At 54.5% G+C, this 19924-nt stretch carries 15 protein-coding genes; 5 read left to right on the top strand and 10 right to left on the bottom strand.

Features of this window, described 5'->3' with window-relative positions:
- Positions 1-7: 7 nt before the first annotated feature.
- The 4 genes from LX66_RS00310 to LX66_RS00295 all read left to right on the top strand — a co-directional run bounded on the left by LX66_RS00310 (position 8) and on the right by LX66_RS00295 (position 4572).
- Entirely contained in the window at positions 8-655 is a 648-nt protein-coding gene (locus tag LX66_RS00310) for an O-methyltransferase (protein WP_145709892.1), read from the top strand.
- Positions 656-673: 18 nt separating this feature from the next.
- Complete coding sequence (locus tag LX66_RS00305) at positions 674-2125, top strand: glucosaminidase domain-containing protein (protein WP_145709891.1); 1452 nt, start codon at positions 674-676, stop codon at positions 2123-2125.
- Positions 2126-2159: 34 nt separating this feature from the next.
- On the top strand, positions 2160-2696 hold the full coding sequence (gene hpt, locus LX66_RS00300) for a hypoxanthine phosphoribosyltransferase (RefSeq protein WP_145709890.1): 537 nt from the start codon (positions 2160-2162) through the stop codon (positions 2694-2696).
- Between the two features lie 109 nt (positions 2697-2805).
- On the top strand, positions 2806-4572 hold the full coding sequence (locus LX66_RS00295; RefSeq protein WP_145709889.1) for a YfbK domain-containing protein: 1767 nt from the start codon (positions 2806-2808) through the stop codon (positions 4570-4572).
- A gap of 13 nt (positions 4573-4585) precedes the next feature.
- Here LX66_RS00295 and LX66_RS00290 read toward each other — a convergent pair whose 3' ends face one another.
- The 5 genes from LX66_RS00290 to LX66_RS00270 all read right to left on the bottom strand — a co-directional run bounded on the left by LX66_RS00290 (position 4586) and on the right by LX66_RS00270 (position 8248).
- Positions 4586-4975, bottom strand: coding sequence for a helix-turn-helix domain-containing protein (locus LX66_RS00290; RefSeq protein WP_145709888.1), 390 nt, complete (start codon positions 4973-4975; stop codon positions 4586-4588).
- A gap of 35 nt (positions 4976-5010) precedes the next feature.
- Complete coding sequence (locus LX66_RS28585; protein WP_145709887.1) at positions 5011-5202, bottom strand: type II toxin-antitoxin system HicA family toxin; 192 nt, start codon at positions 5200-5202, stop codon at positions 5011-5013.
- A gap of 148 nt (positions 5203-5350) precedes the next feature.
- Positions 5351-6301 carry a class I SAM-dependent methyltransferase gene (locus tag LX66_RS00280; RefSeq protein ID WP_244620247.1) on the bottom strand — a complete coding sequence of 317 codons (951 nt, stop codon included), beginning with the start codon at positions 6299-6301 and terminating at the stop codon, positions 5351-5353.
- A gap of 138 nt (positions 6302-6439) precedes the next feature.
- Positions 6440-7597, bottom strand: a complete 1158-nt coding sequence (gene dnaJ, locus LX66_RS00275) for a molecular chaperone DnaJ (protein WP_145709886.1) — start codon at positions 7595-7597, stop codon at positions 6440-6442.
- 81 nt (positions 7598-7678) lie between these two features.
- Positions 7679-8248: a nucleotide exchange factor GrpE gene (locus tag LX66_RS00270; RefSeq protein ID WP_145709885.1), complete on the bottom strand. Its 570-nt coding sequence runs from the start codon at positions 8246-8248 to the stop codon at positions 7679-7681.
- Between the two features lie 271 nt (positions 8249-8519).
- Between LX66_RS00270 and LX66_RS00265 the strand changes: the two genes are divergently transcribed.
- The gene (locus tag LX66_RS00265) at positions 8520-9692 is read left to right on the top strand and encodes a class I SAM-dependent rRNA methyltransferase (protein WP_145709884.1); all 1173 of its coding nucleotides are present in this window, start codon (positions 8520-8522) and stop codon (positions 9690-9692) included.
- Between the two features lie 151 nt (positions 9693-9843).
- Here the strand turns inward: LX66_RS00265 and LX66_RS00260 are convergent, their stop codons facing one another.
- The 5 genes from LX66_RS00260 to LX66_RS28420 all read right to left on the bottom strand — a co-directional run bounded on the left by LX66_RS00260 (position 9844) and on the right by LX66_RS28420 (position 19711).
- Positions 9844-10203 carry a T9SS type A sorting domain-containing protein gene (locus tag LX66_RS00260; protein ID WP_145709883.1) on the bottom strand — a complete coding sequence of 120 codons (360 nt, stop codon included), beginning with the start codon at positions 10201-10203 and terminating at the stop codon, positions 9844-9846.
- 138 nt (positions 10204-10341) lie between these two features.
- Positions 10342-10812 carry a redoxin domain-containing protein gene (locus tag LX66_RS00255; protein ID WP_145709882.1) on the bottom strand — a complete coding sequence of 157 codons (471 nt, stop codon included), beginning with the start codon at positions 10810-10812 and terminating at the stop codon, positions 10342-10344.
- Between the two features lie 76 nt (positions 10813-10888).
- The gene (locus tag LX66_RS00250) at positions 10889-11950 is read right to left on the bottom strand and encodes a PorP/SprF family type IX secretion system membrane protein (protein ID WP_145709881.1); all 1062 of its coding nucleotides are present in this window, start codon (positions 11948-11950) and stop codon (positions 10889-10891) included.
- A gap of 15 nt (positions 11951-11965) precedes the next feature.
- On the bottom strand, positions 11966-14812 hold the full coding sequence (locus LX66_RS00245; RefSeq protein ID WP_145709880.1) for a gliding motility-associated C-terminal domain-containing protein: 2847 nt from the start codon (positions 14810-14812) through the stop codon (positions 11966-11968).
- Positions 14813-14893: 81 nt separating this feature from the next.
- Complete coding sequence (locus LX66_RS28420) at positions 14894-19711, bottom strand: PKD domain-containing protein (protein WP_158642495.1); 4818 nt, start codon at positions 19709-19711, stop codon at positions 14894-14896.
- Positions 19712-19924 lie beyond the last annotated feature (213 nt).

Genomic DNA, 19924 nt, shown 5'->3' with positions numbered 1-19924 from the left:
CTTGCGTATGGACGTTATTCCTGTAACGGTAGAAACATTTGCAGAAAAATACACCAGCCCGGAAATTGATGTGCTGCACCGTCTGAACCGCGAAACTTACCTGAAAGTAGAACAACCGCATATGTTAAGCGGGCACCTGCAGGGTCAGTACCTGTCCATGGTCAGCTATATGCTGCAGCCCCGCCGTATACTGGAGATCGGTACGTATACCGGCTATTCCGCCATATGCCTGGCCCAGGGCCTGGCGGCGGACGGCTTGTTGTACACGCTGGATATTAATGAAGAACGGGAGGAGATGTGTAAACGCTATTTCCAGGAGGCCGGCCTGGCGGACAAGATACAGTTGCGCATTGGCAAGGCGGCGGACATTATCCCGCAGTTGCAGGAAACGTTCGACCTGGTGTTCATTGATGCCGACAAGCAGGGATATGAGCAGTACTATGACCTGGTATGGGACAAGCTGCGCCCCGGCGGTTTTATGCTGGCGGATAACGTGCTCTACCACGGCGAGGTGCTGCAGGAGGAAGCGCAGCAAAGCGCCAATGCCAAAGCCATGGTGAGGTTCTGTGAAAAGGTGGCCGCCGACGGGCGCGCCACGCAACTGCTGCTCACCATCCGCGACGGACTGCTGATGATCAGGAAAAATACTTACTAGCCCATTAAATATATACCCATGCAACTAAGGAAATCTCTGCTGGTGGTTAGTTTTCTTATTGGCTGCATGCCTGTGTTGAAAGCGCAAACCATGACTACGCAGCAATACATTGCTACGTACAAAGACATTGCGATAGAAGAAATGCGCCGCTCCGGCGTACCGGCCGCCATCAAGCTGGCCCAGGGCATCCTGGAAACGCAAAGCGGCAACGGCTGGCTGGTGCTGCACTCCAACAATCACTTCGGCATCAAGTGCAAGAACAACTGGATAGGTGAAACCGTTAATTACGATGATGACGCCCGCCAGGAATGCTTTCGTAAATATCCCAGCGCGATGGATTCCTACCGGGATCACTCCACTTTCCTGCGGAACAATCCCCGCTATGCCTTCCTCTTTGAGTTTGCCCCGGACGATTATAAGTCCTGGGCCTATGGCCTGAAGCAGGCCGGGTATGCTACCAGCCGCATCTACCCGCAACAGTTGATAAAGATCATCGAGGACAATCACCTGGAGCAGTACACACAGGAAGGCCTGGGCGCACCCCGGAATACCTCCCTGGCGGTGTCCCGCGACAATACCCGTCCCGAAGACCAGCGCCCGCCGGCCGTGACCCGGCCTGCAGCCCGGCCTGTTAAAACTGCCGCCCGCCGCCCGGATGCCGCTAAAGTATTTGAGATCAATGGCCGCAAAGTGCTGTACCTGCCCAAAGGCACCGCGCTGATACAGGTAGCCGACCGGCACAATATACGCCTGAGCCGGCTGCTGAAATATAATGACCTGTCCACTGATGCGCCCCTGCCGGCAGATATGTACATCTACCTGCAGAAGAAGAGCAAGAAAGGGAAAGACGACTACCACGTGGTGGCGCAGGGAGAATCCCTGCACGATGTGGCGCAGGCGGAAGGCATCCAGATGAAATGGCTGCGCCGGCGCAACCGGATGCAGGAAGGAGAGGAACCCGCCCCCGGCGAAAAGCTGGCCCTGGACGGCTATTCCAATCGCACGCCCCGCCTGGTAAAAGGCGCCACACCCAGGACGGACGAAGATAACTATTCCCTTACGCCGGAAGGCCAGGGCATCACGAAGCAAACCGATGCGCCTGCGCAAACCGCCCCGGCGCCCGCTCCTGCACAGCCGGCGGCCGCCCCGCAGCAAAGCAGTGGCATACCGGTGGCCATGGTAGAAGACCTGAAGAAAGTAGCGCAGGTAAAGCCGGCCGGTGGCGGCCCGCAGGCGGCAACGCCGCAGCCGGATACCACGCCCGCCGCACAGCCGGCCCCAGCGCCTGCCGGCAACCCGGCAGCGGCAGACCGCATTACCGGCATACTGCAGTATCATGACGTACAGCCGAAGGAAACGGCTTACGGTATTTCCAAACGTTATCACATTACCATAGAACAGTTGCTGCGCTGGAACAACCTGCCCACCACGGACCTGAAAATAGGCCAGCGGCTGCTGGTAGGCAAGTAAGCTGTTTATTCAATATCATAAACCGATCATCCGCATGTCAGTTATCAAGGTGCACGACAAAGAATTTCAGCCCTATATCGGTTCAGAGGAGCTGCAACTGCGCATACAGGAAATGGCCGCGCAGCTTAGTAAAGACCTGCAGGGAGAAAAGCCGTTGTTTATCGCCATTCTCAATGGCTCATTCATGTTTGCCGCCGATATTTTCAAGCACCTGTCCATCGAGGCGGAGATATCCTTCATCAAGCTGGTGTCCTACAAAGGCACAAAATCCACCGGCAACGTGGTCACCTCCATTGGCCTGGACGAGGACCTGTATGGCCGTACGGTAGTGATACTGGAAGACATCGTGGACACCGGCAAAACGCTGCACCGGTTCCTCCCGCAACTGGAGCACCAGCAGCCTAAAAAGCTGCTGATAGCCGCCCTGCTGACCAAGCCCGAGGCGCTGACGCACCCCGTGAAAATTGATTACCTGGGCTTTTCCGTGCCCAACAAGTTCTTGCTGGGCTATGGCCTGGACTACGACGGCCTGGGGCGCAACCTACCGGAAATATACCAGTTGATAGAGTAATTAATAATGAAGAATGAATAATGAATAATATTCGCAACGCTGTTGTCTCAATGAAACTTTGGCGTAACGGGAATTATTAATTATTCATTATTAATTATTAATTTTAATTATGCGTGAGCTCCTCCTTTCATTGTGCTGCATATTATTAATGGGGGTACCTGCGGGCGCGCAAACAATATGGGTAACGGGAGCGGTAGAAGACAGTATTACCCATAACCCCCTGCCCGGGGTAACCGTGAGCGTTATGAATGATACGGTAAAGGTACTGACCAACTCCTATGGCCTTTTCCGTATAGTGATACCGCCCGGCGGCAGCGGCCTTTTATTCGAACATCCCCGCTATGTGAGCCGTACCATAGCCATAGAGAACTACGGCCGGATGCTGGTGGCCCTTACGCCCAAAGACAATGGCGCAGATGATATCGCTATTGCCAAAGCCAAGGCCAAAGCCAGGCTGGCCCACAGCTCCAATCCCAATTACGGTAATATAGGCATGGGCATTCATGCCTTTTTTGATGAGACCTACGGCACCATTTATGAGAACAAGTTTGTAGAGACCATGAAAAGCGCCAGCTCCAACTTTGCACTGGACGTGGACCGTGCGGCTTACAGCAATATCCGCCGTTTTGTGCGCCTGAAGGAGCGGGTGCCGGCCGATGCCGTGCGTATAGAGGAGATGGTGAACTATTTCCATTACAATTATCCATTGCCAGACAGCAACCAGCTACTGGCCATTCACACCAGCTACGCTGTATGTCCCTGGCAGCCGGCGCACAAACTGCTGCAGGTAGCCGTGCGCGCCAGGCAGGTGGATATTGACAGCCTGCCGGCCAGCAACCTGGTGTTCCTGATAGACGTATCCGGCTCCATGGGCACGCCCAATAAACTGCCCCTGCTGCAGGCCGCTTTCCGGGTGCTGGTCAATAATCTCCGTCCAAACGACCGCGTGGCCATTGTAGCCTATGCCGGGGCGCCCGGTATCATACTGCCCGCCACCCCCGGAGATCAGAAGGAAAAGATACTGAACGCCATTGACTACCTGAGCGCAGGCGGCGCTACTGCCGGCGAAGCGGCCATTAAAATGGCGTACCAGATAGCGGTGGAGAATTTCATTCCTGATGGCAACAACCGCGTGATCATGGCTACGGACGGTGATTTTAACGTGGGCCAGACCAGCGACCACGAAATGGAGGAGCTGATCCTGGAAAAGAAGGAGAGCGGCGTGCTGCTGACCTGCCTGGGCTTCGGTATGGGCGACTACAAGGACTCCAAGCTGGAAACCCTTTCCAGTAAGGGGAACGGCAACTTTGCCTACATTGATAACCTTGAAGAGGCCAACAAGATATTTGCGCAGGAATTTGGCAGCACCTTGTTCACCGTGGCCAAGGACGCCAGGGCGCAGGTATGGTTCAATCCTGAAGTGGTAAAGGCCTACCGGCTGATCGGCTATGAAAATAAAGTGCTGAAAGAGGATAACAGCAACGGGGATAAGATAGTGGGCGGCATTATTGGCGCGGGCCATTGTGCAGTGGCCCTGTACGAGATCATACCCCGGGACAGCGCCGTGGCGGCAGACAGCCTGCTGGGGGAAGTACGGCTCCGGTACCGGGAGCCTTCAGATTCCGCCGTGCATTCCATACGGTATGATATACCCGGGCACGCTACCGCTTTTGAAGACGCATCTTCCGATTTCCGTTTTGCCAGCTCCGTGGCCCTGCTGGGCATGTTGCTACGCAGGTCCGAGTACAAGGGGAGTGGTACGGCTTCCATGGTTACCAGTATTGCAAAAAAATCCCTGGGGCGGGACCAGGGTGGCTATCGAAAAGAGTTCCTGAAGCTGGTAAAAGAGCTGAGGAAAACGAAGCATGTGCAGTAAAACGTACGTGCGGTCAGGCAAATTCCAGTTGTGTAAGCTCCTGTCCCAACGCTTTTACGCCGGCAAGTATTTTTTTTACCTGCTTTACGGAGGGTTTTTTGATACCATTCACATACTGGGAGAGCAAGGTCTGGTTCATGCCAATCCTTTCAGAAAGGGATTTTGCATTGATCTCTTTATAGTATTCGAAAAACTGCTGCAGGTCCAGTAATATGACGATGTCCTTATCTGGTACAGGTTTCAGGCCCTTGTGGCCGCGGTAGAGGTGCAGTGCTTCCGTGATGTTCTTTTTTAACGTAGCCATGTCCTTACCGGTAGTACCTACCGGTGTTTGCTCAAAATCCTCTGCATAGGCAGAAAACCCCGTTGCTGTTTTCTCTACAATAAATGCAATCTTCTTCATGGCTTGATGCTTTTAAATATGAATGTTCTTGTGGCTTACTTCAAGCCGGCCTGTTTTAAAATCCGGCTGGCCAATCCTTTTGCTATTTCATCTGAGCCGTGGTCCGGAAAAACGATCTCTACGCCTTGCTTGTCGGGGTGTATCAGTAACTTATGACTTCCTTTACCACTACGGTGTATGATCCATCCTTCCCTTTTCAACCTTCTTAACAGTTCGGAACATTTCATCCTTCCGGGTATTACAAAGGTAAACAATTATTTACTTTTTTTGACTACAAAAAATAAAAAAGCCGGACGGTAACGTCCGGCGGTTGCGATACTAAATAATTTAAGGGATGGAAAATATTAACCAGTAGTTAATGCAGCAAACGAGGCGCTACTTCTCTATCCGGTAACACTTCCTTACCATCTTCTGCTGAAAATCAAAGGGCATGGTTTGCCCGGTAATATCCTTAATGGAGCTGGCGTTTAGCTGTCCGGCCTCCAGGGTGAAGCGGCGGTAGTTGTTGCTGAAATATACCACGCCGCCGGGTTTGGTGGCTTGCAATACTTTGTTCAGCAGGCTTACATGATCGCGCTGTATATCCAGGAAATCCTTCATGCGCTTGCTGTTGGAAAAGGTGGGCGGGTCTACGATCACCAGGTCAAAGGTGGCGGGGGCCAGGGTATCCAGGTATTGCAGCACATCCGCATGTACAAAGTGATGGGGCTGCATATCAAAGCCGTTGAGGCGCATGTTCTCTTCCGCCCAGGCCAGGTAGGTTTTGGAAAGGTCTACAGAGGTAACGCCACTGGCGCCGCCGGCTGCCGCATATACGGAGAAGGAGCCGGTGTAGCAGAACAGGTTCAGCACCTGCTTGCCGGCGGCTTCATCCCTCACCATACCGCGGGTGATGCGGTGATCCAGGAAAAGCCCGGTATCCAGGTAGTCGCTCAGGTTCACCTTGAATTTGAGCCCGGCTTCCTGCACCACCATTTCATGCCTTTCAAAGGAGAGCTTTTCGTACTGTGCCTGCCGGTTTTGCTTGCGCTGCCGCTGCTTCAGGAAAATGTTCTCCGGCGGCGTTTCCAGCACGTTGGCCACTACTTCAATGCAGGCTTCCAGCCAGGCATCATGTTCTTCCTCTTCCATGTGGTGCCTGCGCTGGTATTCGGCCATATATACGCACTGCTCGTATACTTCGATGCTGAAGGGAAATTCCGGTATATCGTCATCATACACCCGGTAGCAGGTGATGTTTTGCCGCCGCGCGGTTTTGCGCAGGTGCCGGAACACCTTCACCAGCCGGTTCTCAAACATGGGGAGCTTAGGAAAGGAAGTGTGCATGAAGAAAGATTGAAAATGTAAAATGAAGAATTTCAAATGTAAAAGTTGGTTGCAATGTTTCAATTAAGACAGGAATGCTTATTAAAAGCATATCCGACAACTTTTACATTTAACATTTGAAATTTTACAATTTACATTCTAACTAAAAATGTCCCTTACTTTCTCAAAGAATCCCTTTTCGGATTTTTCCGGGTTAGGCTGGAAATTATCCGCCTGCTGCAGTTTCTCCAGGATGGCTTTTTCCTCTGCGGTTATGTGCTGCGGTGTCCATACGTTCACGTGTATGAGCTGGTCGCCTTTTTCGTAGGAGTTTACGGAGGGGAAGCCCTTGCCTTTCAGGCGGAATATTTTGCCGCTCTGGGTGCCGGCGGGTATTTTTATTTTGGCCTTCCCGTCAATGGTGGGCACTTCCACCTGGGTGCCGAACACGGCGTCCGGGAAGGAGATGTGCAGGTCATAAGCTACGTTCAGCCCATCGCGGTGCAGCTCAGGATGCGGTTCTTCCTCTATCAGTATCAGCAGGTCGCCGGGGGCGCCGCCTCTTTCGCCGGCATTGCCTTTGCCGCTCATGCTCAATTGCATGCCTTCGCCTACGCCGGCCGGGATGTCGATGCTCACCATTTCCTCGCCATATACGCGTCCTTCGCCTTTACAGTGGGAGCATTTGCTGGTAATGGTCTGGCCTTCGCCCTGGCAGGTGGGACAGGTAGTGACGGTCTGCATCTGTCCCAGGAAGGTCTGGGTCACCTTTCTTACCTGGCCGGAGCCACCGCAGGTGCCGCAGGTCTGGAAAGCGTTGCGGTCCTTGGCGCCCAGGCCGTTACACTGGGCGCAGGGCACATATTTTTTAACCTTTATCTTTTTATTGGCGCCTTTGGCTATTTCCTCGTAAGTGAGGCGGATCTTCACGCGCAGGTTGGAGCCGCGGGTGCCCCGGCCGCGCCGGCCGCCACCGCGGTTACCGCCGCCAAAGAAGCTGCCGAAAATATCTTCCCCGAATATATCCCCGAAATTGGAGAATATATCCTCCATGTTCATACTGCCACCATAGCCACCACGGCCGGCGCCGCCCATAGCAGCATGACCAAAGCGGTCGTACTGCGCACGCTTGTCGGGATCACTCAGCACTTCATAGGCCTCCGCCGCCTCCTTGAACTTCTCTTCCGCCTCCTTGTTATTAGGGTTACGGTCAGGATGGTACTGCATGGCCACCTTACGGTAGGCTTTCTTGATCTCATCCTGGGAAGCAGATTTGGCAAGGCCCAGTATTTCGTAATAATCTCGCTTTGTAGACATGCTTTATTGCTTAAAGCCGGGAATGGCCCGGCGTGTTTGTGTTGTGGTATATTAATTACATAGGTATGCCATATCGTCACCCTATTTGCCCACTACCACCTTTGCATAACGGATCAGTTTGTCGTTCAGGTAGTATCCTTTCTGTAATTCATCTATCACTTTTCCCTTCAGGTCTTCCGCAGGGGCAGGTATTTCGGTAATGGCTTCGTGCATGTCAGGGTTAAATTCCTCGTGCATGCTTTCCATAGGCCGGAGACCCTTGGCTTGCAGGGTGGATTTCAGTTTGTTGAACACCAGCACCACGCCGTCCCGCATCGCATCAATATCGGTAGCGGTCTCCAGTTGCCTGTAGGCCCGGTCGCAATCGTCCAGCACATCCAGCATGGCCAGGATCACCTCTTTGTTGGCAGTTTGTATGAGCTCTACCCGTTCCTTGGCGGTACGTTTCCTGAAATTATCAAATTCTGCCACCAAACGCAGGTATTTATCCCGTATTTCGTTCAGTTCCTGCTGTTTTTTCTCCAGTTCGCCCTCTTCCGGCGCTTTTTCCGCCTGTACGTTCCCGCCGGCATTGTTTTCTTCCGCGGCAGGCTGCTGGCCGTTGGCGGTATCCTGACTGTCTGTCTGTATATCTTTTTCTTTATCTGTCATAATGGTTACATTGTTAGCCTTGAATCTGCAAATTTACATCGGACAATTATTTTGCCAACGTGCAGGGAGCGGACAATTTGACACAATTGAGCTGAACGGAGAAAGCGTAAAGCAGAAAGCTGATTACCTCGTAGTCTTTCGTTTTTTCGATTATCTCGATGAACCTCCTTCGTCGGTTTGCTGCGGGTAAATTCGCTATCGTAAGCTTTGAGCCTTCGGCTTTATGCTTTCTGCCTAATTCACGTACCTTTGCCCCGCTTTACTATAAATAATGACAAAGGTTTTCTTAAAGAAAAAGATACAACAGCGGGTATTACTGGGGCATCCCTGGATATTTGGCAACGAAGTAGGGAACGTAGATGGTCCCGTAAACGCGGGCGATATAGTAGAGGTGTTTACCCACCAGGGGCTTTTTGTGGGCCGGGGCTATATCAATCCCCAGTCGCAGATACTGGTGCGCCTGCTTACCCGGGATAAGGAAGAGGCCATAGATGCGGCCTTTTTTCACCGCCGACTGCAAAAAGCCTGGGATTACCGCCGGAAGCTGGGCTACGTGGAAAACTGCCGCCTGATATTCGGGGAGGCGGATGAGATGCCGGCCCTGATCATCGACAAATTCAACGACTATTTTGTGCTGCAAACCCTGGCCCTGGGCATGGACCGCTGGAAAGGGGCCATTGTGGATGCGCTGAACAGCATTTTCAGCCCCAAAGGCATCTACGAGCGCAATGATGTACCGGTGCGGGAGTTGGAAGGGTTGCCCCAGCAAAAGGGCTTCCTGGGCGCGCCTTTTGATACCAATATCATTTTGCGGGAAAACGGGCTGCAGTTCAATGTGGATATCGAGAACGGGCAAAAGACCGGCTATTTCCTGGACCAGCAGGACAACCGCCGCGCTATTGAGCATATTGTAAAAGGGGCCGATGTGCTGGAAGCTTTCTGCTATACCGGCACTTTCTCCTGCCATGCCGGCTATTACGGCGCCAAAAGCGTGCTGGGCCTGGATATTTCAGAACATGCCGTAAATACCGCCCGCCGCAATGCGCAGCTCAACAACCTGGAGGAGGTATGCCAGTTCCAGGCGGTGAACGCCTTTGATGCGCTGAAACAGTGGACGCGCGAAGGCAAACAGTTTGACGTGGTGATACTGGACCCCCCGGCCTTTACCAAAAGCCGCGAGAACATACAAAAAGCCATTACCGGTTATAAAGAGATCAACCTGCGGGGCATGAAGCTGTTGAAACCCGGCGGTTTCCTGGTGACGGCCTCCTGCACCAACCTGGTGCCGCCATCACTGTTCCTGGAGATCATAGAGATGGCTGCCAAAGACGCCAAAAAGAAGCTGCGGCAGGTCACGTTCCAGACACAGTCACAGGATCACCCCATTTTGTGGAATATCGAGAATACCACCTACCTTAAATTTTTGATTGTGGAAGTTTCCTGAAAAATTCCAAATTCCAAGCACCAAATTCCAAAATGGACATAAGTGTTCCCAGCAATTTAAAACTGCTATTTTGTGGGGGCTCCGATGAATAAGTTGGAATTTGGGTTCTGGTATTTTTACTTTGGAACTTGGATTTTGGTATTTGGGATTTTTACTTCACTACATTGAACTTGCCGGATTCTACGAGGTTGCCCTCCCGGTCGCGGAGCTGGAAAATATACACGCCGCTGTAGTAGGAGCCCAGGTCTACGGTAGTCCGGGCATTGATGTTCTTGAGCTTGTCTACCTGCTTTCCGAGAAAGTTGTATACAATAAGCTCGTACATCCGGTCGTTATTATGCTGTTGAATTTCAAAATTGATGATGCTGGAGGCAGGATTGGGATATAGTTTTACGATCTTGGCGCCTCCTTCCATCTCCCTGGCTGGTAAGGTTTTGGTGCTCTGTGCCGTCGCAGTGAGGCAGCAGAAGCTAAGCAAGCATATGAATAGAAGGGTAGAGGTTTTCCACATAGTAATATAAAGATAAAAATTTTTTCAAATATTTCCCAATTTATTTAGAGTACATAACCTATGTAAAAATAGCAAACGACAGGCCAAAAAGTACGGTCTGCCGTTTGTTTTTAGAAAACTTTAACGCTTGCCGCTGCGCTATTGCAGGGAAGTCAGGGTTTGCTGAATATTCCCGAAGTTGGGCTGGTCGCCGGCGCTTTCCAGCACTTCCGAATAGCGTACCGTTCCGTCCTTGTCTATCACAAAAGCCGCTCTTTTGGACACGCCTTTCAGGTCCAGCACAAAAGTGTCATAATAAGCCCCGTATGCCTGGGAAGCCTCCTTGTTAAAGTCGGACAGCAGGGGGAAGTTCAGTTGCTGTTCTGCCTTGAACTTGCCCAGGGTAAAGGGGGAATCCACGGAAATGCCTACCACGGCCGCGTTCAGGCCATTATAGGTGGACAGGTTGTCCCTTACGGAGCACAGTTCTGCCGTGCATACGCTGGTAAAGGCCATCGGGAAGAACAATACTACCAGGTGCTGGCCCTTGTAATCCTCCAGTGACACTTTCTTTTTTTCCGTATCATACAATGAAAATGCCGGTGCTTTAGTTCCTACTGTTACGCTCATGGTGAATGGGTTTAATGGTTTCAGGCGTTAAAATTACACATTTAGCATTTAGCTTCGCAGCTTTTACGTTTCACCACTAAAACCGGGGACAGTTAGTGCTTTCCAGGGTACTGTTGCGGCTGTTGAGAAAGCTCTTGAACACCAGGGATATCTCAAAGCCGCCAAAGGACTGGCTGGCGGTGCGCAGGCTGGAAATGTTGGCGTCATAGCTGGCGCCCATTTCCCAGGTGCCCATGTCCAGCTTCAGCACCGGCACCACGGCATCGTTCCAGCGTACGAACACGCCGCCATACAGGCCCCGATCCGATTCCAGGCCCTGCTCCAGCAGGCCGTAGCCTACCAGGGCGCCGCCAATATATTCCGTATAAGTGCCCTGGTGCAACTGGTTGTACTGGCCTATTACCTTCACCTTTTCGGATACCGGCACGGTAATACCGGCATTGATGGTGAGCTTCATATCCAGCTCCACGCTGGCGTCCTTGTAGAAGGATACCTTGGGCCGGTTAAAGTGGTAAACGGCCGCCCCCACGAAATAGTTTATATCCTCGCCGATGGTGCTGTTATAGCTCAGCCCTATGCCGGCATCCAGGTAGGTGTAGCCGCGTAGGGCCAGCCGTCCTTCCTCGCCGGTAGGGGCATAGGGGTCAAAGCGCCCGTTGGTGTACTGGTTGTTGAACGTAAGGTGCGAGGGATCGAACTGCCGCTGTACCATACCGCCCATAATGCCCAGGGAGAGGAAGCTGCTTTTGTCCGCGCTCAGGGACTTGTGGAAGTTCAGGGCCGGCAGCACCTGTACGGACTGCAGGCGGGAGGTGCCCGCCCGGTCGTAGGTGAGCTGCATGCCCGCGGTTACAAAGTTATTGCTCCTGCCTACGGGAAATTTCATTTCGCCGCTGACCGCACCGGTCTGGTAGGGAATGGTGACGCTGTTCCACTGGTTGCGGTACACGGCCTGTACGCGCACGTCGCCATTAAAGATGCCGATCAGGGCAGGATTTCTCAGGATGGGCGTTTCGTAGAACTGGGACAGGTGGATGTCCTGCGCCATCAGCGCGTGCTGGGTGCAGGTGCCTGCTGAAACCATCAACAGCACACTACGCAACAGCTTTTTGATTGAGCCACTCAAGTTTGGCTTCATAGGTTATGGTTTAAATTATCTTAATAATGTTACGTTCCCCCTCAGTTCAAAACGTTCGTTGGTGTCACAGTAGGCTTCTATGAAATAAATGTATACATCTGCTGGCTGCGGCTCGTTCCTGTAGGTGCCGTTCCATCCTGAACTGACGTCATCTATGGTTATATTTTCCCGCTTGAATACTTCTTGTCCCCATCGGTTGAAAATGCGGAAGGATTGAATAAAGTTAACACCTTTACCGCGTATATAGAAAATATCGTTTGCACCATCTCCATTGGGACTGAATGTGTTAGGTATGAATACCGCCTCCTTGTTGCACACCAGGTTTATATGGACGATATCACTTTTCGTACATCCTGCTGCGTTAGTAGCCGTAATGCTGTAACTGATGGGCCTGCGCACTGTTGCCAGCGTATAGGGGCATGTAGGACAATCGAGGTAATCTGTTGGCGCCCATTCCCAGGCTACTACATCCGCGCTGCCGGTGGCATCCAGCGTTACCGCCGACCCGGTGGTAATGGTCTGGTCCGGTCCTGCTTCCACCTCTGGCAGCGGGTTTACCCGCAGGGTTACCTGCAGGGTTTGTGCTGCGCAGGCTGCATCATTGGAGCCGGTAACCGTATAAGTAACATCCTCTGCCGGTGTAGCGGTGGGGTTGGCTATGGTGCTGTCCGACAAATAGCGTGCCGGCGCCCAGTTGTAGGAGGCCGCCCCGCTGGCCCACAGCCGTACGGCCGTGCCGTTGCAGATGGCCGTGTCCGGCCCTGCGGCCAGCCGTACCTGCGGTACCACGTTCACGTCTACAGAGTCCTGTACGGCGCAGCCAAAGGTATTGACGGTCGTGGCGTAATACCGGGTATCGGCAACCGGGGAAGCGGAAGTAGCGCCACAGTTTACGCAACTGAGGTGATCGTTGGGGCTCCATTGTACGGCAGCATCGGACTGGGCGGTGAGCGTTACGCTGTTGCCTTCACATATTTTGTACTGCGGCGCCGGCATAGCCAGGAAAGGCGTAGGATTGACCGTAAGGGTCTGTGTCACGGAATCCTTGCAGTTACGGGCATCCGTTACCACCAGCTTTATCGTATAGTTACCGGCGGCAGGGTAGCCGGGCGGAGCGGGCGTTTGTACGTTGGCGGTAGTGCCGTTGCCCAGGTTCCAGTCCCAGTTGGTCAGCGGTATATTGGGCCAGGGCTGGGAGGCGTCTGTGATGCTGACCGGTTGCCCGGCGCAGGCCAGCCCGGTGGTAAAGTCTGCTACCGGCGCCAGGATGGTGATATGCTGCTGCTTCACCACCGTATCGTTGCAATACGTGGCCGGGTCTTTATAGAAAATGATCAGCGTATCCGTAAAGGTGCCGCTTTGGTGATAGGCCTTGGTAATATCCGGGCTGGTGGCGTTCTGCACAGTATTATCGCCAAAGCGCCAACTGTAGTGGTCCACCAGTTGACCCGGCACATGCAGCACGCCGTAGCCAATGTTGCTGCCCCGGCAGATGGCGCTGGCGCCGGTATTGAAATCTGCCCGGAAGCAGGATAGGGCCTGGAACTCGCTGCTGGAGCAGGCCCCGCCGCCCGTTTCCCGTACAGTGAGACGCACGGTGTAATTACCGGGCTGGGCGTACACATGCGTGGTATGCCGGGTGTATGCCAGCGGGCTGCCGTCGCCAAAATCCCATTCATAGGTAGCGCCGCCGGTGGTGGCGGAGGTATTGGTAAATACGAACTCGTTCCGGTTGCTGCAGGAGCGGCTGAAGCTGAAGTGGGCGGCCGGCCCGGTTATTTGCACCGTAACCGGTGTGGCGGCCGTATAGCAGCCGTTGTTGCCGGCGCGCAACTGTACGGTAATGCTGCCGTTATCTTTAAACCCGTGGGTAATGTCATTGTCTGGTCCTTCCTCCGTGGTGCCGTCGCCAAAATCCCAACTGTAGCTGTCCGCATTGGTGGCGGTGGCCAGCAGCCTTACCGGGTCGCCGGCGCAGGCGGTCCCCGGTGTGGCAGTAAAGCTTACGTTAGCGGGCGGGCTGCCGGCCCTCACCAACTGGCCGGCGGTCAGCGAGGCGCTGCAGCCCTGCCCGGTGGTCACGGTGAGCGTTACATCATAGGCGCCGGTGCCATTGTACCGGTGCGCAACATCGGGCGTGGCGGTGCTTTGGGAAGTGCCGTCCCCGAAGCTCCAGTTATACCGGGTAACCGGGTCGTTATTGATGGTGCTAACCGTGGCCGACAGGTTGGCATCCAGCGGCGCGCAGCCGGTAATGTTGGTGCCGCTGAGCGTAATGGCAGGTACGGTGATATTGATCAGCGCCGGTTTGGTCAGGGCCTGCGTGCAGTTAAAAGCGTTGGTCACGGTGAGCGTTACGTCAAACTGTCCGGCCCGGGTGTAGCTGTGCATCACGGTGGCGCTGTTGGTAGTGACCGGCGTGCTGCCATCGCCAAAGTCCCAGGTGCGCACGGCCGCACCGGGCGTATGGTCCGTAAAGTTGGCCGTGTAAGGCTGGCAGGCGGCCGCCACATCCACGTCAAAAGCCACAGCCGGGGAGGGCTGTATGGTAATTTCCTTCCATGCCTCGCTGGTGCCGTTGGCATACTGCACGGTGAGGGTCACGCGGTAGGTGCCGGGCTGTGTATAGGTGGCCTGGGCATTGGCGGTATAGGCTACGGTGCCGTTGCCAAAGTCCCAGGTATAGGAGAGCGGGTACCCGGTGCTGGTATTCTGCAGCTCAATCACTGCCGGTGAGCACTGTCCGGCCGGCGCATTATAGACAAAGTTTGCCTGCTGACCTTTTACAGGGTGGCTGTACAGCGCAGTGAGCAGGAATAACGGCAGCAGGGCCGTCAGATATGCAGGTATCAGGCTTTTCATAATAGGTATAGGTATGGCCTTTAATACCACAAATTAACGAAAAATAAATATATGATCTATTGTTAATAAATTAATGCCTTACTAACGTAGCAGCGTTACATTCCCTTTCAGGGTAAAGCTTTCGTTCGTATCGCACACCATTTCCGCATAATAAATAAACACGTCCGGGGGCAGGGGCGTCCCGTTCACCCGGCCGTCCCAGCCGGAGGCCGGGTCTTCCGTGGTCAGGTTGTTCCGCTCAAATACCAACTGGCCCCAGCGGTTGAATATCCTGAATACCTTAATGGTCTTGATGCCCCGTCCCCGCACATAGAAAATATCATTCTGGCCATCGCCGTTGGGACTGAAGGAATTGGGCAGGAATACCGAGCCGGATTCGCAAACCAGCTTAATGTTGATATCGTCTATGCTAATACAGTTGTACTGGTTGCTGGCCGTTACATGATACGTAATGTTTGATTTGGGTTGCGCCAGGGGCGCCAGGCAATCCGTACAGCTCAGGTAGGTGGCGGGCTGCCACTCCACACGGGTCACGTCCGGGGTGCTTTGCAACTGCAGGCGCAGTTCAGCGCCTACGGGCACTACCTGGTCCGGCCCGGCGCTTACCTGCGGGGAGGGATTGACGGTGACCGTTACCTCGGTGGTATCGGTAAAGCATGCATCATCCCCGGAACCGATCACCTGGTAGGTAGTGGTAGCGGAGGGGCTGGCCATCGGGTCGGCTACGTCATCGCGGTTCAAGCCTGTTTGCGGTATCCATTTGTAGCGGGGCGCGCCGCTGGCATGCAACTGCACGCTCTTGCCTTCGCAGATGGCCACATCCGCCGCTGTTACCTCCAGCGGCTGGGTAACGGTAATGAATACATCCGCTTCCCGTGTGCACCCGGCGCTGTTCTCCGCCAGCACGTGGTACACAGCATCCTGCTCCGGGCTTACGGTAGGCGCCGGGCTGCGCGGATCAGAGATGTTGGTGCCGGTCCAGGTCACTTCCGTGCCGGTGCTTACATTGGATTGCAACTGTATGGATTCCCCGCGGCAGATCTTTGCCTGCTGCGGCACGGGCTGCAGCACCGGCAGCGCATCCACCTGCACAACGGCTTCCGCTACGTCGGGACAGGTGCCATTGCCATTGCTGATGGTGAGCTGTACCGGGTTATTGCCCGGGTTTTCGAAGGGAATACGCGGCGGATCCGCGGTCTCAAAGGTTTGTCCCGCCACCTGCCATACCCATTTAGTGCCCGGCAACTGCCTGATTTCGCGGCCCCGCAGCTTTACTTCGCTGCCGGCGCAAACCGGCTCAATGGGCAGTATCTCCGCTTCCGGCTGCGGCTCTACCACCACGGGCAGGGTCACTTCGCCGGTGCAGCCGTAGGTGCTGGTAGCCAGCAGCCTCACGAAATAGGTGCCCGTGGTATCATAGAAGAACCGGGGATTGGCGCCGGCGCCGGTGTCATCGGTGCGGCTGTCTATGCCAAAATCCCACTGGTAGGTCATATCCATGCCTAGCTGGTCTTTGGTGATGCTCCGGCTGCTGTCCCGGAAGTATACATATCCTCCGTCGCAGGCCTGGGTGTTATCGATCGTGAAGTGAGGCATTACCTTGTCTACCACGATGGTATCGCTGCCCAGGGCCGGTACCTGGCAACCTTTGGCATCTTCCAGTATTACGCGGGGGTAGTATATGCCTTCTTTCGTATACTCGTAAGCGGTAGTGGGCGTAGTGGTGGTCACTACATGGCCGTCGTCAAAGTCCCAGATATATTTTACCGCATTGCTGCTTTGTGCGGTCATATTTATTTGCAGTGGCCAGCACCCGGTAGTGGGAGTAGCGGATTGCGAGCCGTCGGGGCCCTGTATGGTCAGATCCCGGGTGAAGGTGCTAAAGCAGCCGCCATCCGTGTATACGCGTAGCTCTACAGTATAGGTGCCGGGGCGGCTGTAGGCATGGCCGGGCGATATTTCCGGCGATGTGCTGCCGTCGCCGAATTGCCAGGCCACCCCGTCATAATCGGATGAGTTGTTGGTAAAGGGCACCAGCACCGGCGGGCAGGGCGGCAGGGTAGCCGGGAAGCTGAAGTCGGCTTCCGGGTTGCGCACGGTGATAAAATTGGTGGCTACCTGGCTGTCCTTACAGCCATCGGCGTCCGTTACCTCCAAGGTTACCGTATATACGCCGGCAGCGGTATAGGTATGCTCCGGCGCCCCTTCCGTACTGGTGCCACCGTCGCCAAAGCTCCAGGCATAGGTCAGGCCGTTGCCGATGGAGTTGTTGGAAAAGTTAAAGACCTTTTGCTGGCAGGCCTCCTGGCCCGGCACCACGATGGAAGCATCTACCGTATTGACCGTTACCTGTTTGGTGGTATTGGAGGTGCAGCCAAACTGGTCCGTTACCGTAAGCGTCACCGGGAAGGTAGCCATACTATCAAACGTATGACCGTATCCGTTAGGTTTTTGCTGCTGGGTTACAGGCGCGCTGCCGTCCCCGAAATCCCAGGTCCAGGAGCTAATGGTGGTGGTGGGGAAAGCGGCCACGGAAGCATCTGTAAAAGTAAAGGGCGCTTCCCTGCACCTGCCGGTATAGGTAAAGTCCGCATTGACGCCGTTGACGGTGATCTGCAATGAATCGGAGTAGTGAGGGCAGCCGTTAATATCCAGCACGTAAAGGCTTACCTTGTAGGTGCCGGGATTGCTGTACGTATGCGTATATACGGCGTTGGGATCAAAATTGGGCGCATCCACGTTGTAGCCGCTGCCATCGCCGAAATCCCAGACATAACCGGCAATCATGTCATAGGTTAGCCGGCTGGTAATGCTGTAGCTGACGGACCTGCCCGCGCATATGCTGGAGGTATTGGCCCGGATGGCCGGCTTTTCATCAATGATATGCACGAATTGCGAAATGGCGGAGGTACAACTGCCATTGCTGACGGTTAGCTGCACCTGGTAGGTGCCGGTCCGGGGAAAGGTGTGCCGTGGCGACTGTTCGGTGGAGGTAGTACCATCCCCGAAATCCCACAACCAGCTTTGGGGCGTGCCGGAAGGGCCAAAGTCAGATGCATCGTTGAACTGGCGTTCGTACTTGTTTACGCAGTCCGGCGATACATTGAAGCGGGCAGCCGGCGGGTTGATCGTAATATAATCCTCCTTGATCAGCACATTGTAGCAGCCGTGGTTGACCACGGTCAGCCGTACGTCATGTTCACCAATGTAAGTGAACTGGTGATTCGGGTGCTCCGTGCTTTCAGCGCTGTTATCCTGCGGAAAATCCCAGAACCACTGGGTGCCGGCGGGCACGGACTTGTTGGTGAACCGGAAAATATCCTCCTGGCAGCCTTCCGTATGATCCACTTCAAAATCCACAGCTACTCTTTCCCCTACGCTGATGGGCATGGAATAGGAGGCGGTACACCCGCCCCGGGTCTCAATTTCCAGTGTTACGGTATAGTCTCCCTGCACGGTAAAAGTATGGGTAGGCTGCGCCAGGCTGGAGCTGCCGCCATCGCCAAAGTTCCAGGTGTACCGGGTGACCGGGTCTGCGCTGAATACCGCAGGGGTAAAGGTAATATCAATGGGGATACAGCCGCCATGCACACTGGGAGTAAAGCTCACGGAAGGCTCCTGTACGCGGATATAGTCCTGCTTGGCAACGGTGCGCGTACAGCCGGTGGCGCTGGTGGCCTGCAGGGTTACGGTATAGAAACCTTCGGCCGTGTAAGTGTGCGCCGGGTTTTGGGTGGTAGCGCTGCCCCCGTTGCCGAAGTTCCAGGTCCAGGCGGTAGCATCCGGGGCCTGCGCGGTAAACTGTATATTGGCAGGCACGCTACAGGCCGGGTTGGGAGTAGCGGTAAAGTCTGCATCCGGCAGTGGGTTTACATGAATGGTTTTGGTAACGGTCTCCTCGCAGCCGGCGCTGGTAGCCGTCATCGTAACGGTATAGTCGCCGGCAGAGGGAAAGGTATAGCGCGCGTTCACTGCCTGCTGCACGCTGCTGTCCGGGAACACCCAGCGGGCGGTTGTGGGAGCGGGCAGCGTCCTGTTCACCAGCAGCACCGGTTGCCCGGCGCATACGCTGCCATCGGGGGCAAAGTCCGGCTGCATCTGGCTGATCTGTATATAGTCCGGCATGGTCAGCGTTTGTGTACAGCCGCCCGGCGTGGTAGCGGTAAGGGTCACGGTAAATGCGCCTTCCCGGGTGTAGGTATGCTGCGGGTTAGTGGCCGTGCTGGTAGTACCGTCCCCGAAATCCCAGCGGTAGGAGAGTGCTACATTGTTGGCCACGGTAGTATTGTTCTGGAAGTTGACGATGAACGGCGTGGTGCAGCTACCCTGCCGGTCGCTGGTGAATTGTACATCAGGCGCGTCCTGTACGGTGATCTGTTGCGTGGCGCCGTTGCTGCAGCCATAGCTGTTGGTCACGATCAGGGAGGCGGTTTGCACGCCGCCCAGCGTATAGGTATGGGTGGCGGTGCTGCCGGTGCCGTTAATGCCGTCCCCGAAGTCCCAGGTAATGCTGGCAATGGTGCCGTCGCCCGGATCGCTCTGGTCCGTAAAAGTAACGGCCAGGGGGGTACAGCCATTGGATGGCGCCACCGAAAAGGCGGCGGCCGGCTTTTTATATACGGTAATGTTCTTTTCCTTTGCAATAACGGCTCCATCGGGGTAGGTCACGGTAAGGGTGATCTTGTAAACACCGGGAGTATTGAATATCCTGGCGGGGTTGGGATCGCTTACATCGGCCCCAACGCTGAAATTCCAGTTCAGGGAGCTGTAACCGGGGTCTGAAAGGTTCCGGAACTGTACGGCCAGGGGCTCGCAGCCGCTCCATTTATCGGCGTCAAAATCCACGTTATGCGTTTGGGCAAGCGCCGGGGTAATGCCGCATAAACACAGATAGATCAAACAGGTGATCACTTGCCTGACATTCCACCGGGATGCCCGGTGGTGGCATAGAAGTAGCTGGCGTTTCATTGGTAATGGCATAGTCCTATCCTGTATTCGGTTATCTTCCGGATATAGTTCTTCTTCCCCCTGTTGCAGGATAGCAGTTTATTTCTTGTCGGTATAGGTGTTGAAAACTCGATTAAAATTAAGCTATTTTACATATTCAATGGC

The sequence above is a fragment of the Chitinophaga japonensis genome (assembly GCF_007830125.1).
GTDB lineage: Bacteria > Bacteroidota > Bacteroidia > Chitinophagales > Chitinophagaceae > Chitinophaga > Chitinophaga japonensis.
The sequence above is the reverse complement of the archived record's forward strand: the minus strand, read 5'-3'. Positions and strand labels throughout refer to the sequence as shown.